The 24321-nt window shown below is 38.2% G+C and carries 19 protein-coding genes and 4 pseudogenes; 13 read left to right on the top strand and 10 right to left on the bottom strand.

Going from position 1 to position 24321, the window contains the following annotated elements; translation table 11 throughout:
• Nucleotides 1-62 precede the first annotated feature (62 nt).
• The 4 genes from NST56_RS10990 to NST56_RS10975 form a co-directional block, all read right to left on the bottom strand.
• Nucleotides 63-1691 carry a YndJ family protein gene (locus NST56_RS10990; protein WP_339181977.1) on the bottom strand — a complete coding sequence of 543 codons (1629 nt, stop codon included), beginning with the start codon at nucleotides 1689-1691 and terminating at the stop codon, nucleotides 63-65.
• On the bottom strand, nucleotides 1685-2305 hold the full coding sequence (locus tag NST56_RS10985) for a DUF4166 domain-containing protein (protein ID WP_339182179.1): 621 nt from the start codon (nucleotides 2303-2305) through the stop codon (nucleotides 1685-1687). The genes NST56_RS10990 and NST56_RS10985 overlap by 7 nt, the downstream gene beginning before the upstream one ends.
• The gene (locus NST56_RS10980) at nucleotides 2302-3111 is read right to left on the bottom strand and encodes a hypothetical protein (RefSeq protein ID WP_339181974.1); all 810 of its coding nucleotides are present in this window, start codon (nucleotides 3109-3111) and stop codon (nucleotides 2302-2304) included. The genes NST56_RS10985 and NST56_RS10980 overlap by 4 nt, the downstream gene beginning before the upstream one ends.
• Before the next feature lie 65 nt (nucleotides 3112-3176).
• A complete protein-coding gene (locus NST56_RS10975; protein WP_010334394.1) occupies nucleotides 3177-3365 on the bottom strand; it encodes a hypothetical protein in 189 nt (62 codons plus the stop codon).
• A gap of 473 nt (nucleotides 3366-3838) precedes the next feature.
• Here NST56_RS10975 and NST56_RS10970 point away from each other — a divergent pair.
• Nucleotides 3839-4279, top strand: a pseudogene (locus NST56_RS10970) (SRPBCC domain-containing protein).
• A 64-nt stretch (nucleotides 4280-4343) separates the two neighbouring features.
• Here NST56_RS10970 and NST56_RS10965 read toward each other — a convergent pair.
• Nucleotides 4344-4745, bottom strand: coding sequence for a hypothetical protein (locus NST56_RS10965; protein ID WP_339182176.1), 402 nt, complete (start codon nucleotides 4743-4745; stop codon nucleotides 4344-4346).
• A gap of 258 nt (nucleotides 4746-5003) precedes the next feature.
• On the opposite strand from NST56_RS10965, the gene NST56_RS10960 reads away from it, so the two are divergent.
• The 8 genes from NST56_RS10960 to NST56_RS10925 all read left to right on the top strand — a co-directional run bounded on the left by NST56_RS10960 (nucleotide 5004) and on the right by NST56_RS10925 (nucleotide 12612).
• Nucleotides 5004-5192, top strand: coding sequence for a twin-arginine translocase TatA/TatE family subunit (locus NST56_RS10960; protein ID WP_010334390.1), 189 nt, complete (start codon nucleotides 5004-5006; stop codon nucleotides 5190-5192).
• A 193-nt stretch (nucleotides 5193-5385) separates the two neighbouring features.
• Complete coding sequence (cotC, locus tag NST56_RS10955; protein ID WP_168747932.1) at nucleotides 5386-5589, top strand: spore coat protein CotC; 204 nt, start codon at nucleotides 5386-5388, stop codon at nucleotides 5587-5589.
• A 313-nt stretch (nucleotides 5590-5902) separates the two neighbouring features.
• Nucleotides 5903-6622 (top strand): YrpD family protein, encoded by a 720-nt coding sequence (locus NST56_RS10950; protein ID WP_339181970.1) that lies wholly within the window; start codon nucleotides 5903-5905, stop codon nucleotides 6620-6622.
• 488 nt (nucleotides 6623-7110) lie between these two features.
• Nucleotides 7111-9531, top strand: coding sequence for a peptidase G2 autoproteolytic cleavage domain-containing protein (locus NST56_RS10945; protein ID WP_339181967.1), 2421 nt, complete (start codon nucleotides 7111-7113; stop codon nucleotides 9529-9531).
• Between the two features lie 485 nt (nucleotides 9532-10016).
• The gene (locus NST56_RS10940) at nucleotides 10017-10691 is read left to right on the top strand and encodes an SOS response-associated peptidase (RefSeq protein ID WP_339181962.1); all 675 of its coding nucleotides are present in this window, start codon (nucleotides 10017-10019) and stop codon (nucleotides 10689-10691) included.
• Nucleotides 10692-11006: 315 nt separating this feature from the next.
• Nucleotides 11007-11489, top strand: coding sequence for a DUF2975 domain-containing protein (locus tag NST56_RS10935; RefSeq protein WP_168747928.1), 483 nt, complete (start codon nucleotides 11007-11009; stop codon nucleotides 11487-11489).
• A 10-nt stretch (nucleotides 11490-11499) separates the two neighbouring features.
• Entirely contained in the window at nucleotides 11500-11721 is a 222-nt protein-coding gene (locus NST56_RS10930; RefSeq protein ID WP_229147484.1) for a helix-turn-helix transcriptional regulator, read from the top strand.
• 99 nt (nucleotides 11722-11820) lie between these two features.
• Nucleotides 11821-12612: a DUF817 domain-containing protein gene (locus NST56_RS10925; protein WP_268450518.1), complete on the top strand. Its 792-nt coding sequence runs from the start codon at nucleotides 11821-11823 to the stop codon at nucleotides 12610-12612.
• Nucleotides 12613-12910: 298 nt separating this feature from the next.
• On the opposite strand, the gene NST56_RS10920 is transcribed toward NST56_RS10925, so the two are convergent.
• Nucleotides 12911-13822, bottom strand: a complete 912-nt coding sequence (locus tag NST56_RS10920; protein ID WP_339181957.1) for a VanW family protein — start codon at nucleotides 13820-13822, stop codon at nucleotides 12911-12913.
• Nucleotides 13823-14397: 575 nt separating this feature from the next.
• Between NST56_RS10920 and alr the strand changes: the two genes are divergently transcribed.
• Nucleotides 14398-15579, top strand: a complete 1182-nt coding sequence (gene alr / locus NST56_RS10915) for an alanine racemase (RefSeq protein ID WP_339181954.1) — start codon at nucleotides 14398-14400, stop codon at nucleotides 15577-15579.
• A gap of 199 nt (nucleotides 15580-15778) precedes the next feature.
• On the opposite strand, the gene NST56_RS10910 is transcribed toward alr, so the two are convergent.
• Nucleotides 15779-16162 carry a UPF0715 family protein gene (locus NST56_RS10910; protein ID WP_339181951.1) on the bottom strand — a complete coding sequence of 128 codons (384 nt, stop codon included), beginning with the start codon at nucleotides 16160-16162 and terminating at the stop codon, nucleotides 15779-15781.
• A gap of 2441 nt (nucleotides 16163-18603) precedes the next feature.
• On the opposite strand from NST56_RS10910, the pseudogene NST56_RS10905 reads away from it, so the two are divergent.
• Both NST56_RS10905 and NST56_RS10900 read left to right on the top strand, forming a co-directional pair.
• A pseudogene (locus NST56_RS10905) lies at nucleotides 18604-19040 on the top strand (IS6 family transposase); the annotation flags it as partial.
• A gap of 212 nt (nucleotides 19041-19252) precedes the next feature.
• Nucleotides 19253-19459 (top strand): annotated as a pseudogene (locus tag NST56_RS10900) (transposase domain-containing protein); the annotation flags it as partial.
• A 269-nt stretch (nucleotides 19460-19728) separates the two neighbouring features.
• Here NST56_RS10900 and NST56_RS10895 read toward each other — a convergent pair.
• Complete coding sequence (locus tag NST56_RS10895; protein ID WP_010334377.1) at nucleotides 19729-20328, bottom strand: undecaprenyl-diphosphatase; 600 nt, start codon at nucleotides 20326-20328, stop codon at nucleotides 19729-19731.
• A gap of 620 nt (nucleotides 20329-20948) precedes the next feature.
• Here NST56_RS10895 and NST56_RS10890 point away from each other — a divergent pair.
• Nucleotides 20949-22281: pseudogene (locus NST56_RS10890) on the top strand (IS1182 family transposase).
• A gap of 329 nt (nucleotides 22282-22610) precedes the next feature.
• Here the strand turns inward: NST56_RS10890 and NST56_RS10885 are convergent.
• Together NST56_RS10885 and NST56_RS10880 are read right to left on the bottom strand one after the other, a co-directional pair.
• A complete protein-coding gene (locus NST56_RS10885) occupies nucleotides 22611-23351 on the bottom strand; it encodes an ABC transporter permease (RefSeq protein WP_339181946.1) in 741 nt (246 codons plus the stop codon).
• A gap of 1 nt (nucleotide 23352) precedes the next feature.
• Entirely contained in the window at nucleotides 23353-24303 is a 951-nt protein-coding gene (locus NST56_RS10880) for an ABC transporter ATP-binding protein (protein ID WP_010334374.1), read from the bottom strand.
• Nucleotides 24304-24321 lie beyond the last annotated feature (18 nt).

Below are 24321 nucleotides of genomic sequence, written 5' to 3'. Positions count from 1 at the left end.
CCGGTCCATTGTTTGCCGGACGAGCAACTGTCAGATGAACGCTTGTCTTTGTTTTATATTCTTCATTTGGACGGGCAATATGTAATTTCATAATTAACAGTTAGAAATTGAATCCCAAACAGCCACATTTCGTGAACAGCTGTTAACCTGCTTGCACACGGAGCTTTTATAAGAAAGTTTTCAGATAATGGAAGCGGGCATGTCCCGATTCTTGTTCTAAGATAAATTCCTTCATCCCCAGCACCGCTTTTTCTCCGCCTGCTGGTCAGAATCAGGTTCTCTTTGTGATGATAAGGCTTTAAAACGCCTGTCATGTTACTGAAAGGAAGCGGCAGAGAAATATTCATGTACCCCTCTCCTTTTGAGCGATATACAGAATACAGCGCGGTGAAAATAGTTTCGTTTTTTTCATTTGTTCTGATCCAGGCACGCACCTTTTTTCTTCCGTCTTTTTTTGAATGGACACCTTTTATTGTACTGTGCATCCTATACCAGTCAGGGTTCGTTGACAGGTGTATTTGTCCGGTTCTTTTGCTGATGTATTCATACATTTTCGCAAAGGGCTGAAACCAAGTGCTCCACGTCACTTTTGCTTTTACCTCATAATCTTTCGTCTGTTCATAAAAAGAAACAATCAACGGTTTCAAATGCTCCGGTGAAAAATCGTTTGAACGAAGGCTTCTCATATCATCCACAAGTCCGCTATATTGAATGTTATTCTCAGCGTGAATGTTGTGCAAAAAGTTCTTTCCGATTGTTCTCTTTCCGTATATTCGGCTGAAAACCTTGGCACTCGCATCCGAGGGCTGAGGATTTTCTTTTCTCCATCCTGCTAGAGCCGGCAAAATGACACCGAATGCGTTCACGACACCGTGTATCCAAATCATTTGGCTGATGGTCAGTGTGACTTCTTGCCGAAATACACCGAACGAGTAAACCAAAGAGAAACAGATCGTTATCATTAAAACGAGAGAAGACATTCGGATAAGCACTTTGCCTGTCTTACTGCGAAAAGCTGTCTTAAATATTAAGTATGAGTTGAAATAAAGTGCCGCCATATAGATACCAACCGCCAAGATATCAAGTGTTTTTGAGTATGTTATTCCGAGTGCGATGAGGAGCGGCGACAGTAAAATAATCCATGTCCCCCAACCGTACATAACCCGTTTTTCTCTTTGGACTCTGCCAAGTAAACCATTAAAGATCGGGATAAGAAAAGCAGAATAGTGAAAATGAACAGCTGTGAGCAAAATAATGAGAGGACCGAAGTGCAGGATTTGTAAATGTGCAGCATAGGCAAAAAACCAAAATCCCCCTCCTCCCAAATAAACGAGTCCACATAAGATAGATGTTTCCTCTATTCTATGTATTTTTGTTTTCGAAAGCCGTAACATACCATACAGAGCCAACAAAGCAGTGTATATCCACCAGATCAGTGCAAAATACCCGACATCTGTCACAAGGGCTAATACCGCGAAAACAGCTGCTGCAGGATAGATGTGCATCAATAATTTTTCCAAAGATCGAATAGACCTGTGAACCGATTGATGAAAAACAAAAGGAAAAATTCCCGGCACAAAAAAGAGAATGGAAAACAAGACAAGTGCCTCCGCAACTGATATGTCGGGAGCTTCAGATGCAAGAAACCAGATGAAACAAAGCGCATGAATGATGCCGTGTCGTTTTAACATACTTCTCCCTCTGTTTCCTGAAACGTCCCTTTATAATAAAAAAGAGTGCCAAGAATTGCATTTTCCACATGAACTTGAATCGTGAAGCAGTTGTTGCTTTCATCAAACGTTTCACAAACAGTGGAATTACCGCTCAGCCATTTTGGCAAAGGAATCCTTTTCCCGCATATTAATAGCCATTGCTTTCCTGATGTAATGTGGAGAGACCCGTCAGAGAGTGCTTCAAAAGTTAAAACGGACAGCAAAATATGAGGTTGGCCGAAAAAATCAAGTATTTGTTTTTCACTTTCGTCGTATACCATAACTGCATCAAAGAAACGCTTCTTATCTTTAAAGACAAAAGTCCGATTCCATTCAACCCCCGTATGTTCTTGCTCCGTAAGACATGTTCTGTTTTTAATTGTAAAAGGGATGTCCTTTCCTCTCTCTGAAAAGAAACATCTAAAAAACACCCCGCACTTCAGCAGCATTCTGACCAAAAAAGAACCTCCGCTTATTTCTGACATCGTTCCTCTTCCGCTGAATGTATGTGACCGGTCTAATTGATAACGTTTCTGCAGCTTGGGATGTAATAGATGATAATTTATAATTGTTTTTTTATACATTGAACTCACCATTTCACTTCTTTCTTTTTTCGTTCCGTATGCCGAGCGCTTGGAAGCCGGAGACTGATCAAGCCGCTTGCCGCAGTAACCACACTTAATAATAAAGAACATATTCCGGCATCCAGAAAAGCATAGACAGCAAAGATACAGGCCTGCACAGCATGAAGTATCCATTTTCTCTTTAATGGACTCAGCCATAAAATGCCCAAAACTATTATCGCTGCTCTTGCCATGTTGTTCGTTTCACGATCTGCAAATCCGTGGTAAAACCAAAACAGACTAAAAAACAAGCACGTCAGCATATAGACAAACGCATAACGGATCAATTGTTTCGGATGTTTATTTTGTTCAATCCAAAGTCTCAATGAATCAAAACTCCATGCTGTTGCCCAGCCCATCAGCGGCCGAAATAATAAACGGTCAATCCATCTTCCCAGAAAGCCATATGCCGTTTCATATTGATACTGCGTCATAAAGGTAAGCTTCCCGTTATCATGCTGTATGTATTTCCAATACCCGCTGCCTTTTTTAATCAGGGATAACGGATGGTTGGAGGAAAAGACCAGGGAGGATACTCTTTGAGAGGAATGCAACTTCGTTCCCGCGGTTTCCCCAGCACCTGACACCTTTAATCCAAAGCCAATTCTTGTCTCGTAAAGAAACCTCTGCGGTTCATTTACGCCTCTATGCAAATACGTAATGTCAGAAAACCGCAGATCCCATTCCTTATGTAGCGATGGGTTTTGCGTATATTCCCAAAGCTTGTCCAGGTCAGATGTCATCTCGATTTCTACATAAATCGGCTTCTGTTTCACAGCCCTCCCCCCTTCTTTTCAAGAAGTTCCTATATTCATATATATAGGATAAAAATATGTTATCATTAAAATCTGAGTTCAAAGCCTTCTACATCATCTGAAACCTCCACAGGTATCCCCATAATGGTTTTAGGTTTGGAAACGCAAACAAAACGCATCTCTTCTTTTAGCTGCTGAAATGCGCTTTCATTAACTGCAATTTTGGCCGGTTTTCCCGGACTATTATCAATGGCCGCTTTAATTTTACCGAGCATGCAGAACCCTCCTATTTACAATCTCATCAAGTTAGAAAAAGCAGTGATATCAGCAAAATTACATTCACAACAGCCAAAATGCCTGAAATATATGCTATGCTCTTCCTTTTTCTCCAGAAAAACAGCACATTGGCAAATAACACAACGCTGATCAGTGCATCAAATACCCGCCATGCTAATTGATTTAAAAGAAATCTTTGTTCAAAAAAGCCTATTGCAGCCACACAAATAATGAAGAATGAAAAGATGATAATATATACTTTCCACTCTCTTGCTGTATTTCGTATTTTCGCATGAGACTTCCACTGCCTTTCATCAATCAATATAACAATAAAAGGATACTCAATTCAATTTTAATCGTGGAATTTATCTATTGAAACACTTGCCGACAACAGGTTCAGCATCATTTATACACACTATGGATATGATTTCGTTAGATGATATAAAATTTGCGTGAAAGTCTAAATTGAATAATGAGGAGAAAATATGGATATCAAGAGAATACATTATGGGATATTACGAAACATATATTATTAGAGGGGCCTATTCAAAACATTTAGGAGACAGTCTCAACTTCATTCGGCATAGCCAAGTGGATTATGCCGAATGATTTTCAGCTGCAGGAAGGATATAAATTTCGCTTACATACCATTTGGACCATCTCCTTGCAAAGTTTGGACGGTTCATGCCCCCGGCGAGCTTTCTTTTGAATGGGATACCGCTGGATGAATTGCTACATTTCAATTAACAGACATAGGGAAAAAACAGAATTTACTCTCATCCTCAGCGGATGGAAAAAGCCGAACGAAATGATTGGTAAAGCTCGGGATAAGATGGATGACTGCTGGACAGGCATGGTGAATCCTTCGCATGGCGGTTCAAGAGTGAGATATTTCATTCCTCATACAGTATAAAAAGAGAGAGTCCCTCTCTCTTTTACTCTGACAAACTTATATTCCCTGTACTGTATCTCTCAAATCAATCGTAAAACGTCACTGTTTTTGATTTACCAGAGTAATCAGTAACAAAGAATTCTGCCTTGTTATTGCTTCCATCTACAAATTTCCCTATACTGCTAAAGGTATGACATTCTCCGGGTGAAAAATAATTAGAGCCCACATATTCATCAGGGTTGTCACCAGGATCATCCTCATATAGGTGCAGCGATACGGAGAAAGGTGTACTTCCTGAAAGACAAACTCTAAAATCGCCTCCGCTCGAGTATAGCGTCGGACTTGAATAAGTATAGGTGTAAGTTCCAAGCTTATCCCACTCTCCGGCTCCAGTAGTTCCCGCTTTTTCTGCATGTGCCGATAATGGAAAAGCCACAGCGAACATGAAAACAGACAGGTATCCTATTAGCTTGTTGAATCTCTTCATTACGATCTCTCCCTTATGATAATCATAGCAAGTTACAGTTATATTTGTATCACCCCCTTTAAATAAAATCGCAGGTATGTGTAAGGCATTGGAAGCTTCATACGTTTTTATCATCAGCATTTTTTCCTGAAGAAACCACATCATTCTCCATTCGCCTTTGTTTACAAAACATTCAAAACAGACGTATTCTCATTTGAACCGCCATCTTTTATAATTTGTTAATAAGGTTGTACTTCAAACAGGAGGAGGAAAAATATCATGGAATTAAGCGTCACAAAAATGTTAGTTATTTTATTTGTAGGCTTTTTAGTGTTTGGTCCTGATAAGCTGCCTGCGCTTGGCCGGGCCGCTGGAAAAGCCTTAACAGAATTTAAAAAAGCGACCAGCGGATTGACTCAAGACATAAGAAATAGTGGTTCAGAACACAAAGAAGACAAGCAAATGTAAGGTAAAATGATTTGGCGGCCGATGAACATCGGCTTTTTATATTGATTTGTTTCTGCGCGATCCCTCAGTTTTCCTCTGATTACCCTCAATTTTTTTTGGACAGCCCTTTTTTGAGTTTGTGATTTAAACTGTCCAATCCGTAAAATCTAACTTCCATATAATAAAGCGTATGATCATAAAAGGAGGGGTATTTATGGGTTATTTCAAAAAATATAAAGAAGAGTATTATACGGTTAAAAAAACGTATTACAAGAAGTATTACGACTATGACAAAAAATATTCTGATCACCATGACAAAAAAGATTATTACTGTGATTATGACAAAAAACATTATGATCACGACAAAAAAGACTATGACTACGTTGTAGAGTATAAAAAACGTAAGAAACACTGCTAATACTCCATTTAATCTCCTCAATTTTGCTTCCCCGGTCAATGGCCGGGGGTTTTTTTGCAGAAAAAACTAAGCTTCAATGTCTATATGAATCATAGGTCTAATGTTATTTGCTCCTTAATGCCGATTTTTTAATAAAAATTGAATATTTAGTACATAGTTTAATTAGTTTTATTATAGATCTATGGTGTCAATTTATAAACATAACCCATTCATAAACATGAGATTTTAACGATTTTGTCGATTTATCTTAATAAAAGAAGTTCCAAAATAAGGTATAATAATTGCGAAACCACTTTTAAAAGGGGGAATTTTTTTGAAAAAAGTATTGATTGCAGGTGCAGTAGGAACAGCTATTCTTTTTGGAACCATTTCTTCAGGTGTTCCAGGCCTTCTAGGAGCAGACACTCAAGTAGCAAAAGCGGCTTCCCAGCTGCCTAAGGGAATCGGCGGACGCGCCTACCTGAACAGCACAGGCGCTGTTTTCACGGCTAAAATTAAGCTTCCCGACACAGTGAACATCCAAGACTCTGTCTCTACCCCTTATATTTATTCAGGCTTTAGCGCAAAAAACGGAACTGAAGCAGATATTGGTCTTCAGTACAGCAAACAATACAACGTATGGAAACCGCTCATGAAAGTCGGTTCTAAAAATGATGAAACATATATCGAAGGAAAAGAGAAATTCACTTACAATAAAGGGTTTCGTCCCGGAAGCACAGTGCAAATGACGATCTACAAAAACTTGAACGGGAATACTCGCATGACCCTCTGGGGAACGAACAATGATGGCTATACCGGACGTATTATCATGGAAATCCAAGGAACGAACATTGGCACTCTATCGAAATGGAAAACACTTGCCACCGCTGCGGTTTCAACTGAAAGCCAGCGCTCTGCCATTAAAGCAACTTTTTCAACAACTTTTAACAATATTACAATCGACAATAAAGCAGTGACACCTGTCGTAGATACACAGGATTTTGCAAAAGTCCTCCCTTCTGGAAATAACGTTACGATTTCTGTTAATAAATAAAGAAGCATCAAAAGGCCGCTGGCAATGCCGGCGGCCTTTTTTTATTGTATAACCTGAAAAATAAATCCACATTAACTTACACTGACTAAAATGATCACTCCAATAATGATGTCCTCATTTACCGCAATTTCTCCTTACGATCTAAGATTTGTTAATTAAAAATTTCTTGTTTAACTCAAAAGCTATTAAAATGTTGAAAATGCAGATGGGAAATATAAACCGAATAGGTAAAGTGTATTCAAGTCTGCTAAGGAGTTGGGGTTCCATAAGCGTAGGAATCTGAGCCACTGGTTTTATAGACATAAGTAACCTCCTACTTTCCATCTGATTTCTTGTTCATGACTTACATTTCTTGAAAACTAATGGATTTAAAAGGAATTCTGGCTACAAATACAGAATTGGAAAGATAAGCGCAAAAGGTGCTACAGTAAACTTTAACTGCAATACTGATAACTGCGCTTATATTAAAAGAAAGAGGTGTCTTTAGAATGGTTCACTTTAATAACTACCCTGATCCTACTCTAAACGCCAAATCTGAGTCACACCCGGAGTATACATCTGACATTGAACATCTCAAGACGAGAATGCAAAATCTTATTAAGCATTCTGTAACAGAACAAAACGTCGAAGTTACTGACGCGCGGGTCACGGCTGAAGGAGAGATCACCTCTCTTTTAAAAGAACGTCTTGACAAAGAATACCATAAGCTTTTAAGCAAAATCACGCGGGAAGTAAATGTGGAAGACTTCGGAGCTGTTCCCGATGGACGAGACAATACAGAAGCTTTTCGAAAAGCAATCGGGAATGGCCGCGTCAAAGTATATGTTCCTGCCGGCGAATATCTGGTTCAAGGGATTAAACTTCCGTCCTGGACAACAATTGTAGGGCAAGGTAAAGGAATTACCGTAATTAAACTTCATGAAGACACTCCCGCTCATGAATGGGTAATCACAAATGATGATTACCAAAATGGGAACCGAAATATTTTTGTTCAAGGAATGTCATTAGACTGGAATCCAAATAGACAATGCGGTGTAAAAAATCCTGGTGGTCAATTCTCCAGCTGTTTAACTTTTGCTAAAGTTGAATATGGATGGATTAGAGATGTGGAAGCCATTAACGCAGGCCTTCACGGTATTGATATTACATCCCCAACGTACGATCATTTACCTGATACCGACTGGACTAAAGACGGCTCAAAATATATTTGGATTGATAACTGTGTGGCATATGGTTCAGGAGATGACGGCATTACTACCCATTATAGTGAATACATCTTTATTTCAAATTGCCATTCCGGTAATCCGCGAGGAACGGAGTTTGCAGAGGGTGTATCCAACTCCAACGGTATAGAAATCGACGATGGGTCTAAGCATGTGTGGCTTTTGAATAACTTTACAAGCGGAAACATTCGTGGAGTAGAGGTTAAAGCGCATGCAATGTGGCCTGCCTCTCAAAATGTCCATATCATCGGCCATGTTTCTTATCGTGATGTCCGGGCATTTGATCTTCGTCATATTGGTCATCATCAAGCCACAGATCCTGAAAGCACAACGGCTTATGATGTCACACTTATTGATTGTTCAGCAATTGAACCGGTGTTCAACTCTCTTTATGAAACTGTCACGCCAAGAGCGCTAGTTGTTTCAGCATATAAAAACGTTAATGTAAGCGGATTCACAGCAATTGGTAATCCCGACTATGACTATAAGGAAAATCCTGTCGTAGCTTTGCAATACCGCAGTCAGAACATCACCCTTAACGGTATAAAAATTCGCGGATTTAAAAAAGCCGGTGTTGATATTCATTTATCAGGCGGGTCAAATAAGACTGATTATATTAAAATTTCAAACTTCGATATTTATCAATCTGCTCCAAAAGGAATTTCAATCGGTGGCGGTCTCTATAATGTGAATATACTAAACGGTACAATGATTGCTGATAACGGAGCAATCGGAATTCAGTCTCCAAATAACCAGACCGTTATTCTCGGTGTTCAGGCAGAAGGTTATAGTGCGGCAGTCTCCATTAAAGGTCAAACCTACCAGCATGTACCCATTAATTTAAAAGGTGGCGCACAGCTTGCAACAACCTCTGGCTTCGCCTTTAACCAAACGAGCGCAGTTATCGCTGGTACCGGAGACATTACGGCGAAGGGTGAAAGAAATGCGGTCATCGGCGCTTCCGGAGGCTCTAGCACAGAAGGCTCTCGGGCATTAATCGCTTCTTCAAACAATGCCCATATTAAAGGAAACAATGTTTCAAGAACAATATTGTCTTCTGAAAGTATTATACTGGAAGAACCCTACACCGTGGCAGGAGGCCATCAATCATTGAAATGGCTTCTTGACTCAGTTGGAGGAAACGGGACATTTGCAGGAGCGATCAGTTCTTCCTTAAATGGATATGGAGAGTATTTTGAGAGTTCAACTGGGCAGTTAATCCATACAGGTACAATCGTAACTTTAAGAGGTGAAAAAATAGCGCCCGCCTACGTGGGAGATTACATGCTTGGAGTTATTTCGGAAACAGCAGCTTTCATTTCAGGAGCATCCAGCTTCGTCTGGCAGGACCGTTATTTGACTAATGAGTTTGGCGGATTCATTTATGAGGATATGACCGACAAGGAAACCGGTGAATTGATACGTGTGCCAAAACAAAATCCAGAATATGATTCAGTGCTGGAGACCGCTTATCATTCACGAGCTGTAAGGGACGAATGGCATGTGGTTGGACTGATGGGACAGCATTATGTACGTATTGATGAAACTGTGAGTCAAGGAGACTATCTTACTGCGCGTAATGGCATAGGAACAAAAGCATCTGAAGGAACCTGGAAAGTAATGAAAATCACTACCGCTTACACTCCAAAAAAAGGGTATGGCATCGCACTCACCATCATTAGATAGTGCCTATCTGGGACAAGTTCTTTGTACTGGTGAGAGATTAGATGATATCTGTTTTTTTCATCTTCTGCTGGTTTTAATATCAAGCTTTTTCAAGCTATAATAGCCCAAGATTCAGGCTCATTTTTCTTGAAAACTTGGGCTTCATGACCACTTCAATAGAAATCAAAAATATGTAACAAACTAAAATACAACAATTTTATAGACATCCTTGTCATGTACGCATAAAACTAATTAGCGCATTAAAATGATTCCATGCATTCTATTTAAGGTTTTGATCCCTATTCCCTTCTTCCACTGATACTATCCAATACAAGATACTTACCTTTTTTATACATTTCATTTTTAACGTTGAATGTATCCGTATCTCTTTTTCCCTCAGTTCTTTTATTCAAATAATTCGTTCATCACTTGCTGCATCACAACCCCCTTTTTGATTTTCATATACCAATCCAGTACAATATTCAAAAACCAAAAGGATGATGAACATGTGTGGCAGATTCACCTTATTCTCAGCATTTGAAGACATCATTGAGCAATTCAACATAGATCACTTCTTGCCTGAAGACGAATATCAACCAAGCTATAATATCGCGCCATCACAAAACATTCTTACTATTATTAATGATGGATCAAGCAACCGCCTTGGAAAATTAAGATGGGGTCTTATTCCTCCTTGGGCTAAAGATGAAAAGATCGGTTATAAAATGATCAATGCTCGTGCCGAAACATTGGCCGAGAAGACCAGCTTTCGAAAACCACTTGTCAGCAAACGCTGCATCATTCCGGCCGACAGCTTTTATGAATGGAAACGCTTTGATCCAAAGACAAAAATTCCTATGCGTATAAAACTTAAATCATCTAACCTATTTGGTTTTGCTGGCTTATACGAAAAATGGAATACACCTGAAGGTCATCCGCTCTACACTTGCACAATCATTACGACAAAACCTAATGAGCTTATGGAGGACATCCATGATCGAATGCCGGTTATATTGAGTTGCGAACATGAGAAAGAATGGCTGAACCCTAAAAATACAGATCCCGATTATCTCAAAAGCTTACTGCTGCCATATGATGATGATGACATGGAAGCATACCAGGTTTCATCATTCGTTAACTCACCTAAAAACAATTCACCTGAGCTTATTGAACCCCATTAAGCACCGCTGCCAGATTGCTTTATATATCACCTTCGGCCTAAGCTTTATAAAACGAACGTGTACATGATCAAAAAACAATCCCTTATGTGCCATGCGTTATTTTTAGACCAATGGTTCAGTTATCCGCACAATTTTTAAATTGAATCCTTAAAGATATTGAGCATTTCTCTGCAATGAGAAATGCTTTTTTCTTGCCCAAAGTGAAAAAGATAGCTATAAAACAACAAGAAAATCATCTATTTCAATGTTTTTTTATTGTAAAACGATAAATAATGTGCTACATTCAAATCGACAATATTAGGTGAGGTGCTTTTTATGAAACGAGGATCAACACTCTTTTTAAGGATAGCTGTTATTCTGATTGGAATTCCAGTTCTTGCTTTGTGCATATTTTTGGTGCCAGAGATAGCGAACTTTGCAGCGGAATTGTATCCAGATATTTCTTATCTAAAATATCTCGTTTATATCGATTTGTATGCAGCGGCAATACCTTTTTATTTCGCTCTGTATCAAGCCTTTACACTTTTAAGCTATATTGACCGGAATAAAGCTTTCTCGGAATTATCAGTAAGAGCTTTAAAGAAAATAAAATACAGTGCAATCACAATCAGTCTTTTACTTGTGGCAGGCATGCCACTCTTCTATCTCATCGCGGAGATGGACGACGCTCCAGGTATCATACTAATCGGATTGGTCCTTATTTTTGCCTCAATGGTTATCGCAGTCTTTGCTGCTGTTCTCCAAAGGCTTTTGCAAGAAGCTATAGATATAAAATCAGAAAATGATTTAACAGTCTGAGGTGAAAACAATGGCAATTATAATCAATATTGATGTGATGCTGGCTAAAAGGAAAATGAGCGTAACGGAACTGTCCGAGAAGGTTGGAATCACGATGGCTAATCTTTCTATATTGAAAAATGGAAAGGCAAAGGCCATTCGATTATCAACTTTAGAGGCGATTTGTAAGGCTTTAGAATGTCAACCAGGAGATATTTTGGAATACCAAAGTGATGAAGACACCCATGATTAATAAAGCAGGAATCATTATGAATGGAAAAGATAATGACTCGGCAGTGATTCTATGCACATAACCCTATGTCTATTTAGCTAACTTTGGAGGCAAAAATTCATGAAAGCATTTAAACAGCTCATTTGTTTTGGCTGGGAGCAGGCCCTATCATGTCTGTTTCCTGTCGTTATTTTTGCCTCTTTGGCAATTACACAAATCATACCGCTTCCCCTCCTGCCACGGTATGACTGGCTGCTCATCATCTGCCTCTTCATGCAATTGTGGATGGTGTATTCCGGACTTGAAACTCGGGATGAATTAAAGGTAATCACAATGTTCCACCTGATTGGACTTGCTCTTGAACTTTTCAAGGTACATATGGGCTCCTGGTCTTATCCGGAGCAGGGATATTCCAAAATTTTTGGAGTGCCTTTGTATAGCGGCTTCATGTACGCAAGTGTAGCCAGTTATCTTTGCCAGGCATGGAGGAGGCTAAAGGTTGAACTGGTTAAGTGGCCGCCGTTTTGGGCCGTGGTACCTCTTGCCGCTGCGATTTATTTAAATTTTTTCATCCACCATTATTGGATTGACGTCCGCTTTTGGTTATCCGGACTTGTCATGATCGTCTTTTGGCAATCATGGGTCACATATGAGGTGAATGGAACTCGTTATCGTATGCCACTCGCCCTTTCATTTATGCTCATCGGATTTTTTATATGGATAGCCGAAAATATCGCAACGTTTTTTGGGGCTTGGGAATACCCAAACCAAACCGATGCATGGAGTCTTGTTCATCTAGGAAAAGTGAGTTCATGGCTCTTGTTAGTGATTGTCAGCTTTCTTATAGTCGCAACGTTAAAACAAGTGAAGGGGAAAAATTCCACCAGGGTAGATACTAGTCCATTTTTATAATTGTTAAGAATTTTCTTTTATAAAAGTCGGATCCTACAGTAAGGAATTGGCATACGAAATTCTGAATAAGATAAACTGTAAAAAGCAACGTTTAATTTGTTGCTTTTTTCTTTATAAATAGCTGCCGGAAAAATAGAGGGCTAATTCAGTAAGATTTCGACCAGGCAGTAATGATTTAATCAACATCAGCTCTCGTTTAGAGAGCTCAGTCGTTTGGACTTAATCTTATGTCTTTCTAACTCAACCTCCATAAAGGAAGTCGTCAGGTTGAATAAGGTGAATGAATAGCTTATGTCATTTAACGCTCGGCATTTATTTCTTTTGGAAGCTGTGATGGCGCTTTGGGAACTTTTCGCAGTTTGTTATTGATGACATCAGAGGAATAAAGTGTAACAATCATACTTCCCTCATTTCGTTTGGCCCTAATTAAGACCGGTTGGTTATATTGATTATGAAAGCGAAAGTCAGGGCCTCCCCAGCTTACGGTGGCATCACGTCCGGACGGCACATATGGTACGCTTCTTGTATGAGAATAGCGCTGAACGATTTGCAGCCCCGCACGATCGACAGCATTAAATAAAGTTGATGACACCTGACAAATTCCCCCACCTACACCTTCAGACAACTCACCCTTCACAATAATAGGCGCTCGCATGTAACCTTTGTCCTGCGTTCTCATCCCAACAACTTGATTAAAAGAAAACGTCTCATTAGGAAAAACAACATGATTGTCAATTGCTTTTGCAGAAAGGGAAATATTGTGTGATCGGCTTTTATTGCTTGAATTAAAATAAGTTACATACTGGCCTAGCTGCTGCGTACTGATGTGAGCAAGCAACTCGCTGTCAACTTTCGGATAAATGTTTAATTCCGGCACTTCTATATTGGATGGGCCATGACCAAAGAAATAGGCGTAAAATTTCTCCTTAAACGCCTGTTGATAAAGTCTGTAACCCATTTTCCCAGGGATGATGATTCCTTGATCGTTAAGCTTGGCGTTTATGGGCTCCCGGTAAATTTGTTGATCAAGCCGTTTGATGAACTTATAGTATTTTTTATGATCAATCATTGGGGTCCCGGGAAGAGGCATCGTAAAATCTTCGCGGTGAACAGTAGCAATCGTCCGTCCTTGTTGTGTGATTGTTAAACTGTCAGATGGCTCGCTGGGCTGAGCTAATAATAAAAGGCCGGTGATCCAAATTTGTATCATAAGTCGGCACCTCCCGACAATTAGTATGAGCAGAAGCTTATCCTTTGATGTATTTCAACTTATCATAGCGTTCTCAAGCGCTTGGTCTTTGTATGAACACAAAAGTCAAAGCAAACAATCAGTGCCTTCGCTAAGAAAGCTTGAACAATTGTAATTGCAGTTCTTTTGCTTAAGAGATTTTAGTCAATGTCTGCTTCAGCATCCACCATATCTCTTCACTGCCCATTGGCTGACATCAAAACAAACGTCAGGATCATGGGCACTATTTTTATTTAGCTGTACTATCTGATCCTCGGTCACCGTATCGATCCTCATCTCTTTACAAGCCTTATGTATCAGTTGCTCGAAGTAAAGAAATCAAAATTGAACAATCCGCAAAAAAAGAATTAAAAACGAGAGTACTGACAGCTTCGGCCGTCGGTTAGCATCTACTCGTTAGATGAAGTGTTTGCTGTTGAATGATTTCAGTTAAGCTTGAATAAAATCAAATTGAAAGCATCCAACCATTGATATTAAGAATTTATTGAACGGCTAAATACGCTATATACTACTCTATAAGAAGGAAGGAAGCGTCGATGACAAAGCTTTGCCGAGAAGTTTGGATCGAAGTAAATCTTGATGCCATAAAAAAAAATGTGCGAGCAATACGCCATCATATACCAAAAAAGAGCAAAATTATGGCTGTCGTGAAAGCGAACGGTTATGGTCATGGGTCAGTAGAAGTGGCGCGACATGCACTGGAACACGGGGCGAGTGAGCTCGCTGTGGCCAGCGTGGAGGAAGGAATCGTTTTACGAAAAGCGGGAATTATAGCACCTATCCTTGTGCTTGGTTTTACATCCCTTAGTTGTGTGAAAAAGTCAGCAGCTTGGAATATAGAATTATCAGCATTTCAGGTTGATTGGATTAAAAAAGCTAACAGAATATTGGAAAACGAAGAGAGTACTAGTCGTTTGGGTATTCATATAAATGTGGATACTGGAATGGGTCGATTAGGTGTACGCACAAAAGAAAAGCTTTTAGCAGTAGTGGAAGCATTAACAGAAAGTAAATTCCTAAGATGGTCAGGTATCTTTACACATTTTTCTACAGCTGATGAAGCTGACACCACACTAACTAAGCTACAGCATGAAAAATTCATCAATTTTCTCAGCTTTCTAAAGAACCGCGGCATTGAACTGCCCACCGTGCACATGAGCAACACGGCTGCAGCTATCGCTTTTCCTGAATATAGTGCTGATATGATTCGTTTAGGTATCGGTTTATATGGTTTATATCCTTCAGACTATATCAAACAACTAAACCTCGTTAAGCTCGAACCTGCATTAAGTTTAAAGGCGCGCATCGCTTATGTGAAAACCATGCGGACAGAACCCCGAACCATTAGTTATGGTGCTACATACATCGCAGAACCCGAAGAAGTCATTGCTACACTCCCGGTCGGCTATGCTGACGGTTATTCTCGCGCACTTTCCAATCGCGGGTTTGTTCTTCATCGCGGAAAACGAGTGCCGGTGGTGGGAAGAGTGACAATGGATATGATCATGGTTAGTTTAGGAGAGAGTGAAGGCAAACAAGGAGAGGAAGTTGTGATTTACGGTCATCAAAAGGGAGCTGAGATTCCCGTTGATGAAGTTGCTGAAATGCTTAATACGATCAACTATGAAGTGGTGTCTACATTAAGTCGCCGTGTCCCCCGTTTTTATATAAGAGATGGCGAAATTTTCAAGGTATCAACTCCAGTAATGTACGTGTAGATTTTTTCTTTCATTTTTTTCCAAATGAGAGGTCAATCCCTCTTTTATGCTGATTTAAGATCCTATAATAAGAGGGATTCAGTTTTACACACTTATCCCCTCCATCGTCTGCAATTTTAGAAAGAAGATCACAATACCAAATAGGAATTTTAGGTATTATTTCTCGATTAATTAAGAAGAAGTATTGTGAATACTTAAGCTACTTAGTCGCTGCCTTTTTCCCGTTTTGCAGAAAAACAGAGTCCCAGATCCAAAAGATTACAGCAAACGATATACTAAATAAGTAAACTTCGTATTCCATCAGAAAGTCTAAGGTGTTCCTTGGATCAGTAATTACAGCGAAGAATAACCATACTAAGAAGGAAAAGAATATGTATATGAGTAAATATTTCGGGTTAAACCTCTTTGGATTGCGATTTACGAAATATTGAACAGGTGCAGCAAAGATTACATAAAAGATAAACAGAATAACACTTATGAAGAAGTATGGAATGTAGCCATCATAATCAATGCCAAAAACATAAACAACAGCAGCTGATAATGCAGACAAGACATGAACACATATGATCCTTAAAACTTGCATGTTTAAATCCCCTTTCATAATGTAAGCATCACTATGATGATCTCAATTATTGTTAAAATTGACATACCTACTTCCTGAATTAAATTTAGACTAGACTAAAGCTCCGTCACGTTCGAACTTTACAAATAGATTTACTTTGTTTCTTCAAATTGACAAGAACAATAAATTGAATTGTGATCTCTATCTATAAAGTATGTATCCCGGATGAAGAAATTTGTGTAGCCAGCTGTCTTGAGTATCGCTTTACTCATCATGAGCTCTTAATCAGTTGGAAAAGCCACATTAGCAGTAAATGCTGCATGTACTTCCAAATTTTTATATTAAAACACCTCAAAACACAATTGTCCCCTACTCTGACAAGGGATAAAGGCACTTGTTACACAAGATACTGCATCCGTTCAGCATTTGTCATATTCTTTAGATTATTGTTATACGCTAATAATTCTATACATATTATAGGTCAAAACCCAATCACTTTTTAACATAATGTTATCAAATGGAAAAAGCTCTCAACAGAGAGCTTTAAATCAAGTTTAATGATAAGTGCATTATTATATAAAGTAAGGATAAAAACAACAAAATTAGAACAGTGCCAAGAGTTCCAACAAAACACAAAGAATTAGACATAGAGTATTATATATATATTGAGATAACCCAGAAAAATTTTAAGCGAACTTAGAAAATTTAATGACTATTTTTGAAGTTTAGTTTATGATTCCTGATTTGAGTAGGTATAGGCTCTCTTTTTGGTTGGTGGTACAGATGCCGATTTATTTATTGATGTAACTCTATACGGTTTTAAAAAACAAAATAAAAGGTTTTTGAACTAAGGATAGCCTTCAAATGATTGGCTATTTCTTTTTAGATGAATTGGTTATAGCAACTGAACGAAATGAATTAGACTTTAATATAAACAAATGAAAATAAAAGGTTGGCTTTTTACAAAGGAAGATTTGGTGAAGTTGAATACTTTGATGAAAAATTCGCTAAGCGAAAGTAACATTAAAACAAAGCTAAGAAAACTTAAAGATTATTTCCGAATCAATATAAGACATTTATCTCTGTACTCTAACATAAAAAAGCAAAAGAGCGTTTTATAGCACCTAACGGAAAGACTTTATGACAATAGGTTACTTAAGTACTTTCTCTACTCCTCAAGGAATCTTAGTTAAAATCAGAATATCATAAAAGTCTCCTTTCCAGAGTGGAGGGAGATTAAACAGAGTTTTGTTTATCCTCCCTCTAGTCTTGACTATAATTTAATAAAAAAGCCTTTTTAAGGTTCATCGTTAAGATAGTATGAACTTGGTGTATTCAGTTAAAAAATAAATAGTATAGCTTTGATTAGACGTAATACGGTGGAATAGTTGAACCCTCACCAGACTTATCTGAGTCAGACAGAGTTAAAGCTAATAATACAATTAATCTCGTCGGATTAAATAAAATTGTTACTGATGATCTAAAAAGCAATCCTCAAATAGCTGACAGACGTTCTTTAGAACGTCGTGAAAAATGGGAGCTAGCTAATACTCTTAAAAGTCAACTACTATCCCAAGCAAAAGTAGATAATCTAGCATTAGAGATGTTTAAGCTTCTTGTAGAACAGAGTGGGATGTTCTCGGTTTGGATGTCTGTATTTAAAGAACATAAATTCTTCTTGAAAGAAATTTTAGATGTGTTTCCAGGTACTGATTTACTAAGGTTACCATTGAATTCAATATATAACAAGCCTGTCAAGGATGAATGATATCCTTGTATTTTTTTATATTAAGAGACAAATTGATACGAATATACAGAATTCCGTCTGAAATTAACTTAATTTGGCTATACTTAAGCTGTTTATGTTTCAATCTTTTTACGGAGGTGGTTTTTTGTCAAAAGCAGTTTATATTGGTTCAACACCTATCTTTCACTGTTGGAAAATCCCCATTGACTTCATACGATTTTACTTTCATCATGAATAGTCCCCTCCAAAAAGTTTAATCACACATTACCCAATAAACAGAAAAAATTATGCGTCGATAAAAATCTTTATTTTTCCATAAACGGAATAAATAATATAACTTATTCTTCAGGGCTTCCTATTCTCCTCCCTCATTGTTTGAACTCTTTTCCTGCAAGCATCCCCCGAAAAGGGGAATTAAGACAAAATATTCTATATTAGTTATAGACGAATTTAGGGTTCAGCCTTAGTTGTTCGATTTGTAACATTTTTTCTTTTTAAATTCTAAACTAGATTGTATTGAAATCAGATATAACAAAATACTGTCCCAAAAATAATTTGTCATAATATAAAACTTCTGTCTTTTTGTTACATTGATTGTTTATTGATTTATAACATTCTATTTTCTATTCAACATACAATTGGTGTTTTCGGTTCTGTTGCAAAGATTTTTAAACTGAGATAACCTGTAGAAAAAGTGTGAGCAGGAGAATGATATATGGGGTATATTAAAGGAAAACAGTTTAAAAAGGATATTATTTTGGTAGCCATCGGCTACTATTGCCGTTTTTCTTTAAGCTATCGTGATGTATCCGAAATCTTGAAAGAGCGTGGTGTATCGGTTCACCCAACAACCATCATGCGCTGGGTTCATGAATATGGAAACCTTATCTATCAAATTTGGAAGAAGAAAAATAAAAACGTTCAATTATCTTGGAAACTAGATGAAACCTATATAAAAGTCAAAGGAAATGGTGTTATTTATATCGTGCAATTGATAAAGACGGGCACACATTGGATATTCAACTTCGTAAAAAACGGGATCATCAGGCTGCCTATGCCTTTATGAAAAGATTGGTTAAAACGTTTGGAGAACCAGCGGTTCTCACTACAGACAAAGCACCAGCATTACTTTGCGCATTTAACAAATTAAGAGAAATATAAACGAAACCGAAGTCTTGGCTCAGACTTCGGTTTTTCGACATACAATGAATTACAGGAGCTACTAACAATCGCATACAATGTACAACTTTTTGTTGGCACCACTTAACCTTAACAAAACTTCGCGACAGAACCCCTATAAAAATCAGAGCTTCATCTCCTTGAAAATATATTAACGTACAAAATCCGCGTTTTGCCGTCAGTACCCCTTTGTAATCGGGAGGAAGAATTGGATGTTCTAAAATACACCGTGAGGTGCTAGAGGAAGTGCCATCATGTATAGTGTGATGGAAACTGCAAAAGAGAACAATCTAAGTCCCTATCATTATATTCATTATTTGTTTGAAACGCTGCCTAACATCAATTTAAACACTAAAGAAGAAATTGATAAAGTCTTGCTGTGGTCAAAGTAATTGCCATCTAGCTGTAGAGCGCCGAAAAAAAGTGAAGTAAACAAAAAACTCCAAAATCAACTTTTATTGTATATTTCGGAATTAATTGATGTAAAGAAAGAGAACCGCAACACTTCCTAAAACCTGGGTGCTTACACCCACAAACACACAAGATTAAGAAGCCTTCTTCATTCGTTGTTGCTCTTTAATTTGTTCAGCAACAGCTGCAACATGAATACATCCCATATATAGGTCGTCAGCATCTGTATTTTTCACGCTAACTTGTATACTCAAAATTCCTTTGATTTGTTTTTGGATGGTAAAACACGTTTCTCTACTCTTTCATATAGAGTAAGCAATTGCTTGATAAAAGAAAATTTCGGTACTAACCAATACGAAAATAACGCTGAAACACACCCTATTAAAGCCCCTATTGCAACATCAAAAGGATAATGAACCCCTACCCAAATACGAGAGATCGCTACACAAAATGCAAGTATAAGCCATAACCATCCAGTCTTTTTACGAACAAGCCAAAATGAAAAACAAATCGAAAAAAAGAGAATCGTATGGTCACTAGGAAATGAATTATCTACAGCATGATCGACAAGTTTATTAACATCAGGCAATACTGCAAACGGTTGATAATTCAAATGAAATTTCCCTGCTATTTTTCCAATCACCTCAGCAATCACAAAAGCAACCATCGCTTGAATAACCATCATCCTACTTTTTCTGGATCCGGTAAACCAATAAGCTATAATAATTAAAGCCAAAATATATACCATATATTCTGCCAAAAATACCATGGCTGAGTTTAGGAATGGATATTGTTTACCTAAATCATTAATTGCTCGAAAAATATCAATATTGAATTGAGAAAAAGACATTTTCAAATCCCTCCTTTATAGTAAGGTGTATAACTGATTGCCATATACCTTCATTACATGAATAGTTTTGATTATTGTACTCATCTAAAAATACCAACCTTCTTGTACGTTTATAATTTTATTATGGAAAAAAAGGTTTAAATGAGACTTAACTACTTCTTAAATATGTGAATGTACTGTTTCTTACTCTAACATGACGTTTTCACTTGAAAAATAAGCGGCATACGTACGTATATTTCGACTAATGTTTTAAACGCGAGCTGAGAAAACATCATCTTACTTCCCCTCCCACGCTTTTTTTACTTTCATAAAAATAGGTATCACCATGAGTATGACATTTCCATCTCCTTCTTCTTTCTTTTTTTTCATTATAATAAAAAAAGAAAAAGGAAAACATCGAACTTCCTTACAAATATTCGTGTATTCTTACAATTTTGTCATTTTTCTCGTCATTTTGTAAATGTGTTCATCGCCTTGCCTTTCCTATTTTCAAAAACTCTTGTAACTCTGGGTTTATAATCAGGCTGTTGAGAAAATTTCGACAGCCTTTATTTTCTTAAAATATCCATTCTCATGTAATAAAATAAAAGAAAGACTTACAAGGACGGTGTCTTTCTCATTTGCACACAAGAAATTCTTCTCAAAACGCAGCTGAATTTGTTCTTCTCGACCAACTTGTGGAAGAGGATCATCTGCTTCGAAAAATTGATAAATACATAGACTTCTCTTTTATCATTTAAAAGGTAAAGCCGTACTACAGCGAAAACAAAGGCCGCTCCTCACTTGATCCGCTAATTTTATTCAAAATGATGTTTATCGGCTACCTCTACGCTATCCGTTCAGAAAGACAGCTCGAAAAAGAAATTTACTACAATATGGCGTACAGATGGTTTTTGGGACTGAATATCAATGTCCGGTTCCGCACCACTCCACCAAACAACTGGAACAGACGCACACGCTTTAAAGATACAACCATCTTCCAAGACATTTTTGATGAGATCGTTCTCCAGGCCATCAATCATGACATGGTGGGCGGACGTGTCCTATTCACCGATTCAACTCATCTGAAAGCCAATGCCAACAAGCATACATACACAAGAAAAACAATTGCGCAGGATACCCAAAACTATATCAAGGATTTAAATGAAGCCATTCAAGAGGATCGGGAGGAACACGGAAAAAAGCCATTAACAATCAAAGAGGAGGTAAAAGCTGAAAAAGAGATCCGCCATAGTACAACAGATCCGGAAAGTGGATATCTGTATCGTGAAAACAAACCAGAAGGTTTTTTCTATTTAGACACCGCACAACAGATATGAAATACAACATTATCACAGATACCTATGTCACACCTGGAAATGTCCATGATTCTATGCCCTATCTTGACCGATTGGATCACCAAATCGCACGATTTGGGTTTCAAGTAGAAGCTGTCGCCCTTGATTCCGGATATTTAACGACTCCAATCTGTAAAGGATTATCTGACCGACAAATCTTTGGTGTCATCGCACATAGACGTTATCACCCTATCCGAGGCTTGTTTCCAAAATGGAAATTTCATTATGACAGTGAACAAGACAGATACATTTGTCCAAATCACCAAACACTTACATACTCAACAACTGACCGAAAAGGCTACCGGGGTCATACAAATCAAATCCTGAAATATGTTCCTCATGCTTGAAAACTGTACAAAATCAAAGAATCGGCAGAAAGTGATGTATGGGAATACCATAAAGAAAAGGTCAGACAAAATCGCTTGTCTGTTTCAGGAAAAAACCTCTACAAAAAAAGAAAAGAAAAATAGAGCGAAGCTTTGCAGATTCAAAACAGCTGCATGGGCTTCGCTATTACAGGTTGAGGGGACAACGAAATGTGAGCGAACAAGTTCTCCTCACAGCCGCATGCCAGAACATGAAGAAGATTGCCACATACCTATCCAAGCAGGGATAGATATGTGGGAGCCTTTTTCTGTATCTAAAATACAATAAGCATCTAAAGAAACAAAAAAGCTTGTAGAAAAAACATCGTTTTCTCTACAAGCTGGGTTTATATTCTTCTTTCTGTATGCAACGCCTAGTTTCGCAACAATTTTAAAATCACATATTTCTAGACCTAGACTGCTGCTGGTTTATTGGACTAGCGTAACCAATTGTCACTTATCATTATTGGCTACTTTCAGTTTCACATTCATTATTTTGTCTTCCATACAGTTATCCCGAGTATCGCCATAAATGACATAACTGTATCCTATTTTGCTCATTCTTAGCTCCGTTTTATGTTTAGTCTGCTCCTCTCTCTTTGACGAACAACCATAATCCAATTGCAAAGATAAACAAAATATAGGCGATATCTATCGCTAACGATATAGGTAAGCCAACTAATTCCGATTTATATTGTGACGTAGTCCAATAAACACTTAAATCATCATGATGAATGAATAGAATGTGTGTCCATGATGTAGATAAGAGACTACCTCCAAATATCATTTGTAAAAAGTATAGCACTAAGCTACCGCCTACTGCGATAGCAGCTGATCTCGTCCACACGCCAATCAAGGATGCTAGACTTGCATATAGGCAACATTGCAATACGATTGCTCCGATAGAGTATATAACATCCGTCATGTCGCCCCATTGTATGTTTTTTGGAGCCATCAGAAGATTCACTAACAAAGAAACAATGAATATATTAACAACACTCGTAATGATGAGCAAAATCATCGAAGCAATTTTTGCAACATACAACCGTGTGCGCGAGGACGTATGCAGGAACAGTTGTTTCAGAGTACCATATTGATACTCATCCGTCCAAATAAGAGGTGACAAAACAATTGCCCAAGGTAGAATAACAAGCATTCCCGATAAGCCAAGCAAAGCATTTACCATTTGAGCCACCGTATCATCAGCCTTGAGATTACTGGTGTATGCCCAAGAGAACAGTACCGTCATCACAATAAAACCAATGTGTGAAAGAATAAAGATTCTTTTATTCACTATCTTCAAACATTCATTCCATAACAATTTAACTCACCTCACCGCGCGCAGTTGTCCATTTTAAAAACTTATCCTCTAAACTCGTATGTGCCGACAACACCCGATGAACTTCCACCCCGGCATCACACAATGCCCGAATCAGCTTTGGAACTTGACCTTCATCAATAGCTACTGTCATAGTATGCAAACCGTTAGATAATTTCTGTGTCTGCATATAATCCAATGCATGATAATCATCCCCAAACAAGTTAACCACAACTTCGCTTGTAAGCTCAACATTATCAATGTGAAGAGTGATACAGAATTCCCCATCATTTAACCCATCATCAATCCGCTGCTCTGTCACTAAGCAGCCATTCTGCATAATAACCACTCGGCGTGCCATCTGCTCAATCTCAGACAGTTGATGACTGGAAATCACAATTGCTACGCCCAACTCTGCCGCAATTTTATTTAAATAGTTCCGGGTTTCACGGACACCAGAAGGATCAAGTGCATTCATCGGCTCATCTAACACAAGCAACTTTGGCTTTCGCAGTAGTGCTTGTGCAATTCCCAAGCGTTGTTTCATTCCCATGGAGTACGTGCCTACTCGCTGCTTAAGCGCATGTTCTATACCGGTTAGATTGGCTACCTCTAGCAACCAATCCTTACTCGCATTTTTGTGCAAACGCTGATATTGACGTAAATTTTCGTATCCACTCAAATAAGGATAGAATGCAGGTGCTTCAATCACTGCCCCTACATTGAAGAGTGCTTTAGAAAACTGACTCTTAATACTGTAACCTGCAATCTTCACGTCCCCGGCACTTATTGTGCTTAGACCAACTATCATCTTCATAGTGGTTGTCTTGCCCGCTCCGTTCGCACCAAGTAGTCCAATAATCTCTCCCTCTACCACATCGAATGATATGTCTTGCACAATCAACTTGCCCTTGATTTCTTTCGTTAGGTGTTGCACCGATAGTACCGTTTTCAATTGTCCCACTCCTTACAA

It is taken from the genome of Bacillus sp. FSL R5-0560 (assembly GCF_037966305.1).
GTDB classification, from domain to species: domain Bacteria; phylum Bacillota; class Bacilli; order Bacillales; family Bacillaceae; genus Bacillus; species Bacillus mojavensis.
Note: the sequence above shows the minus strand (reverse complement) of the source record. Positions and strands in the feature narration are given on the sequence as shown.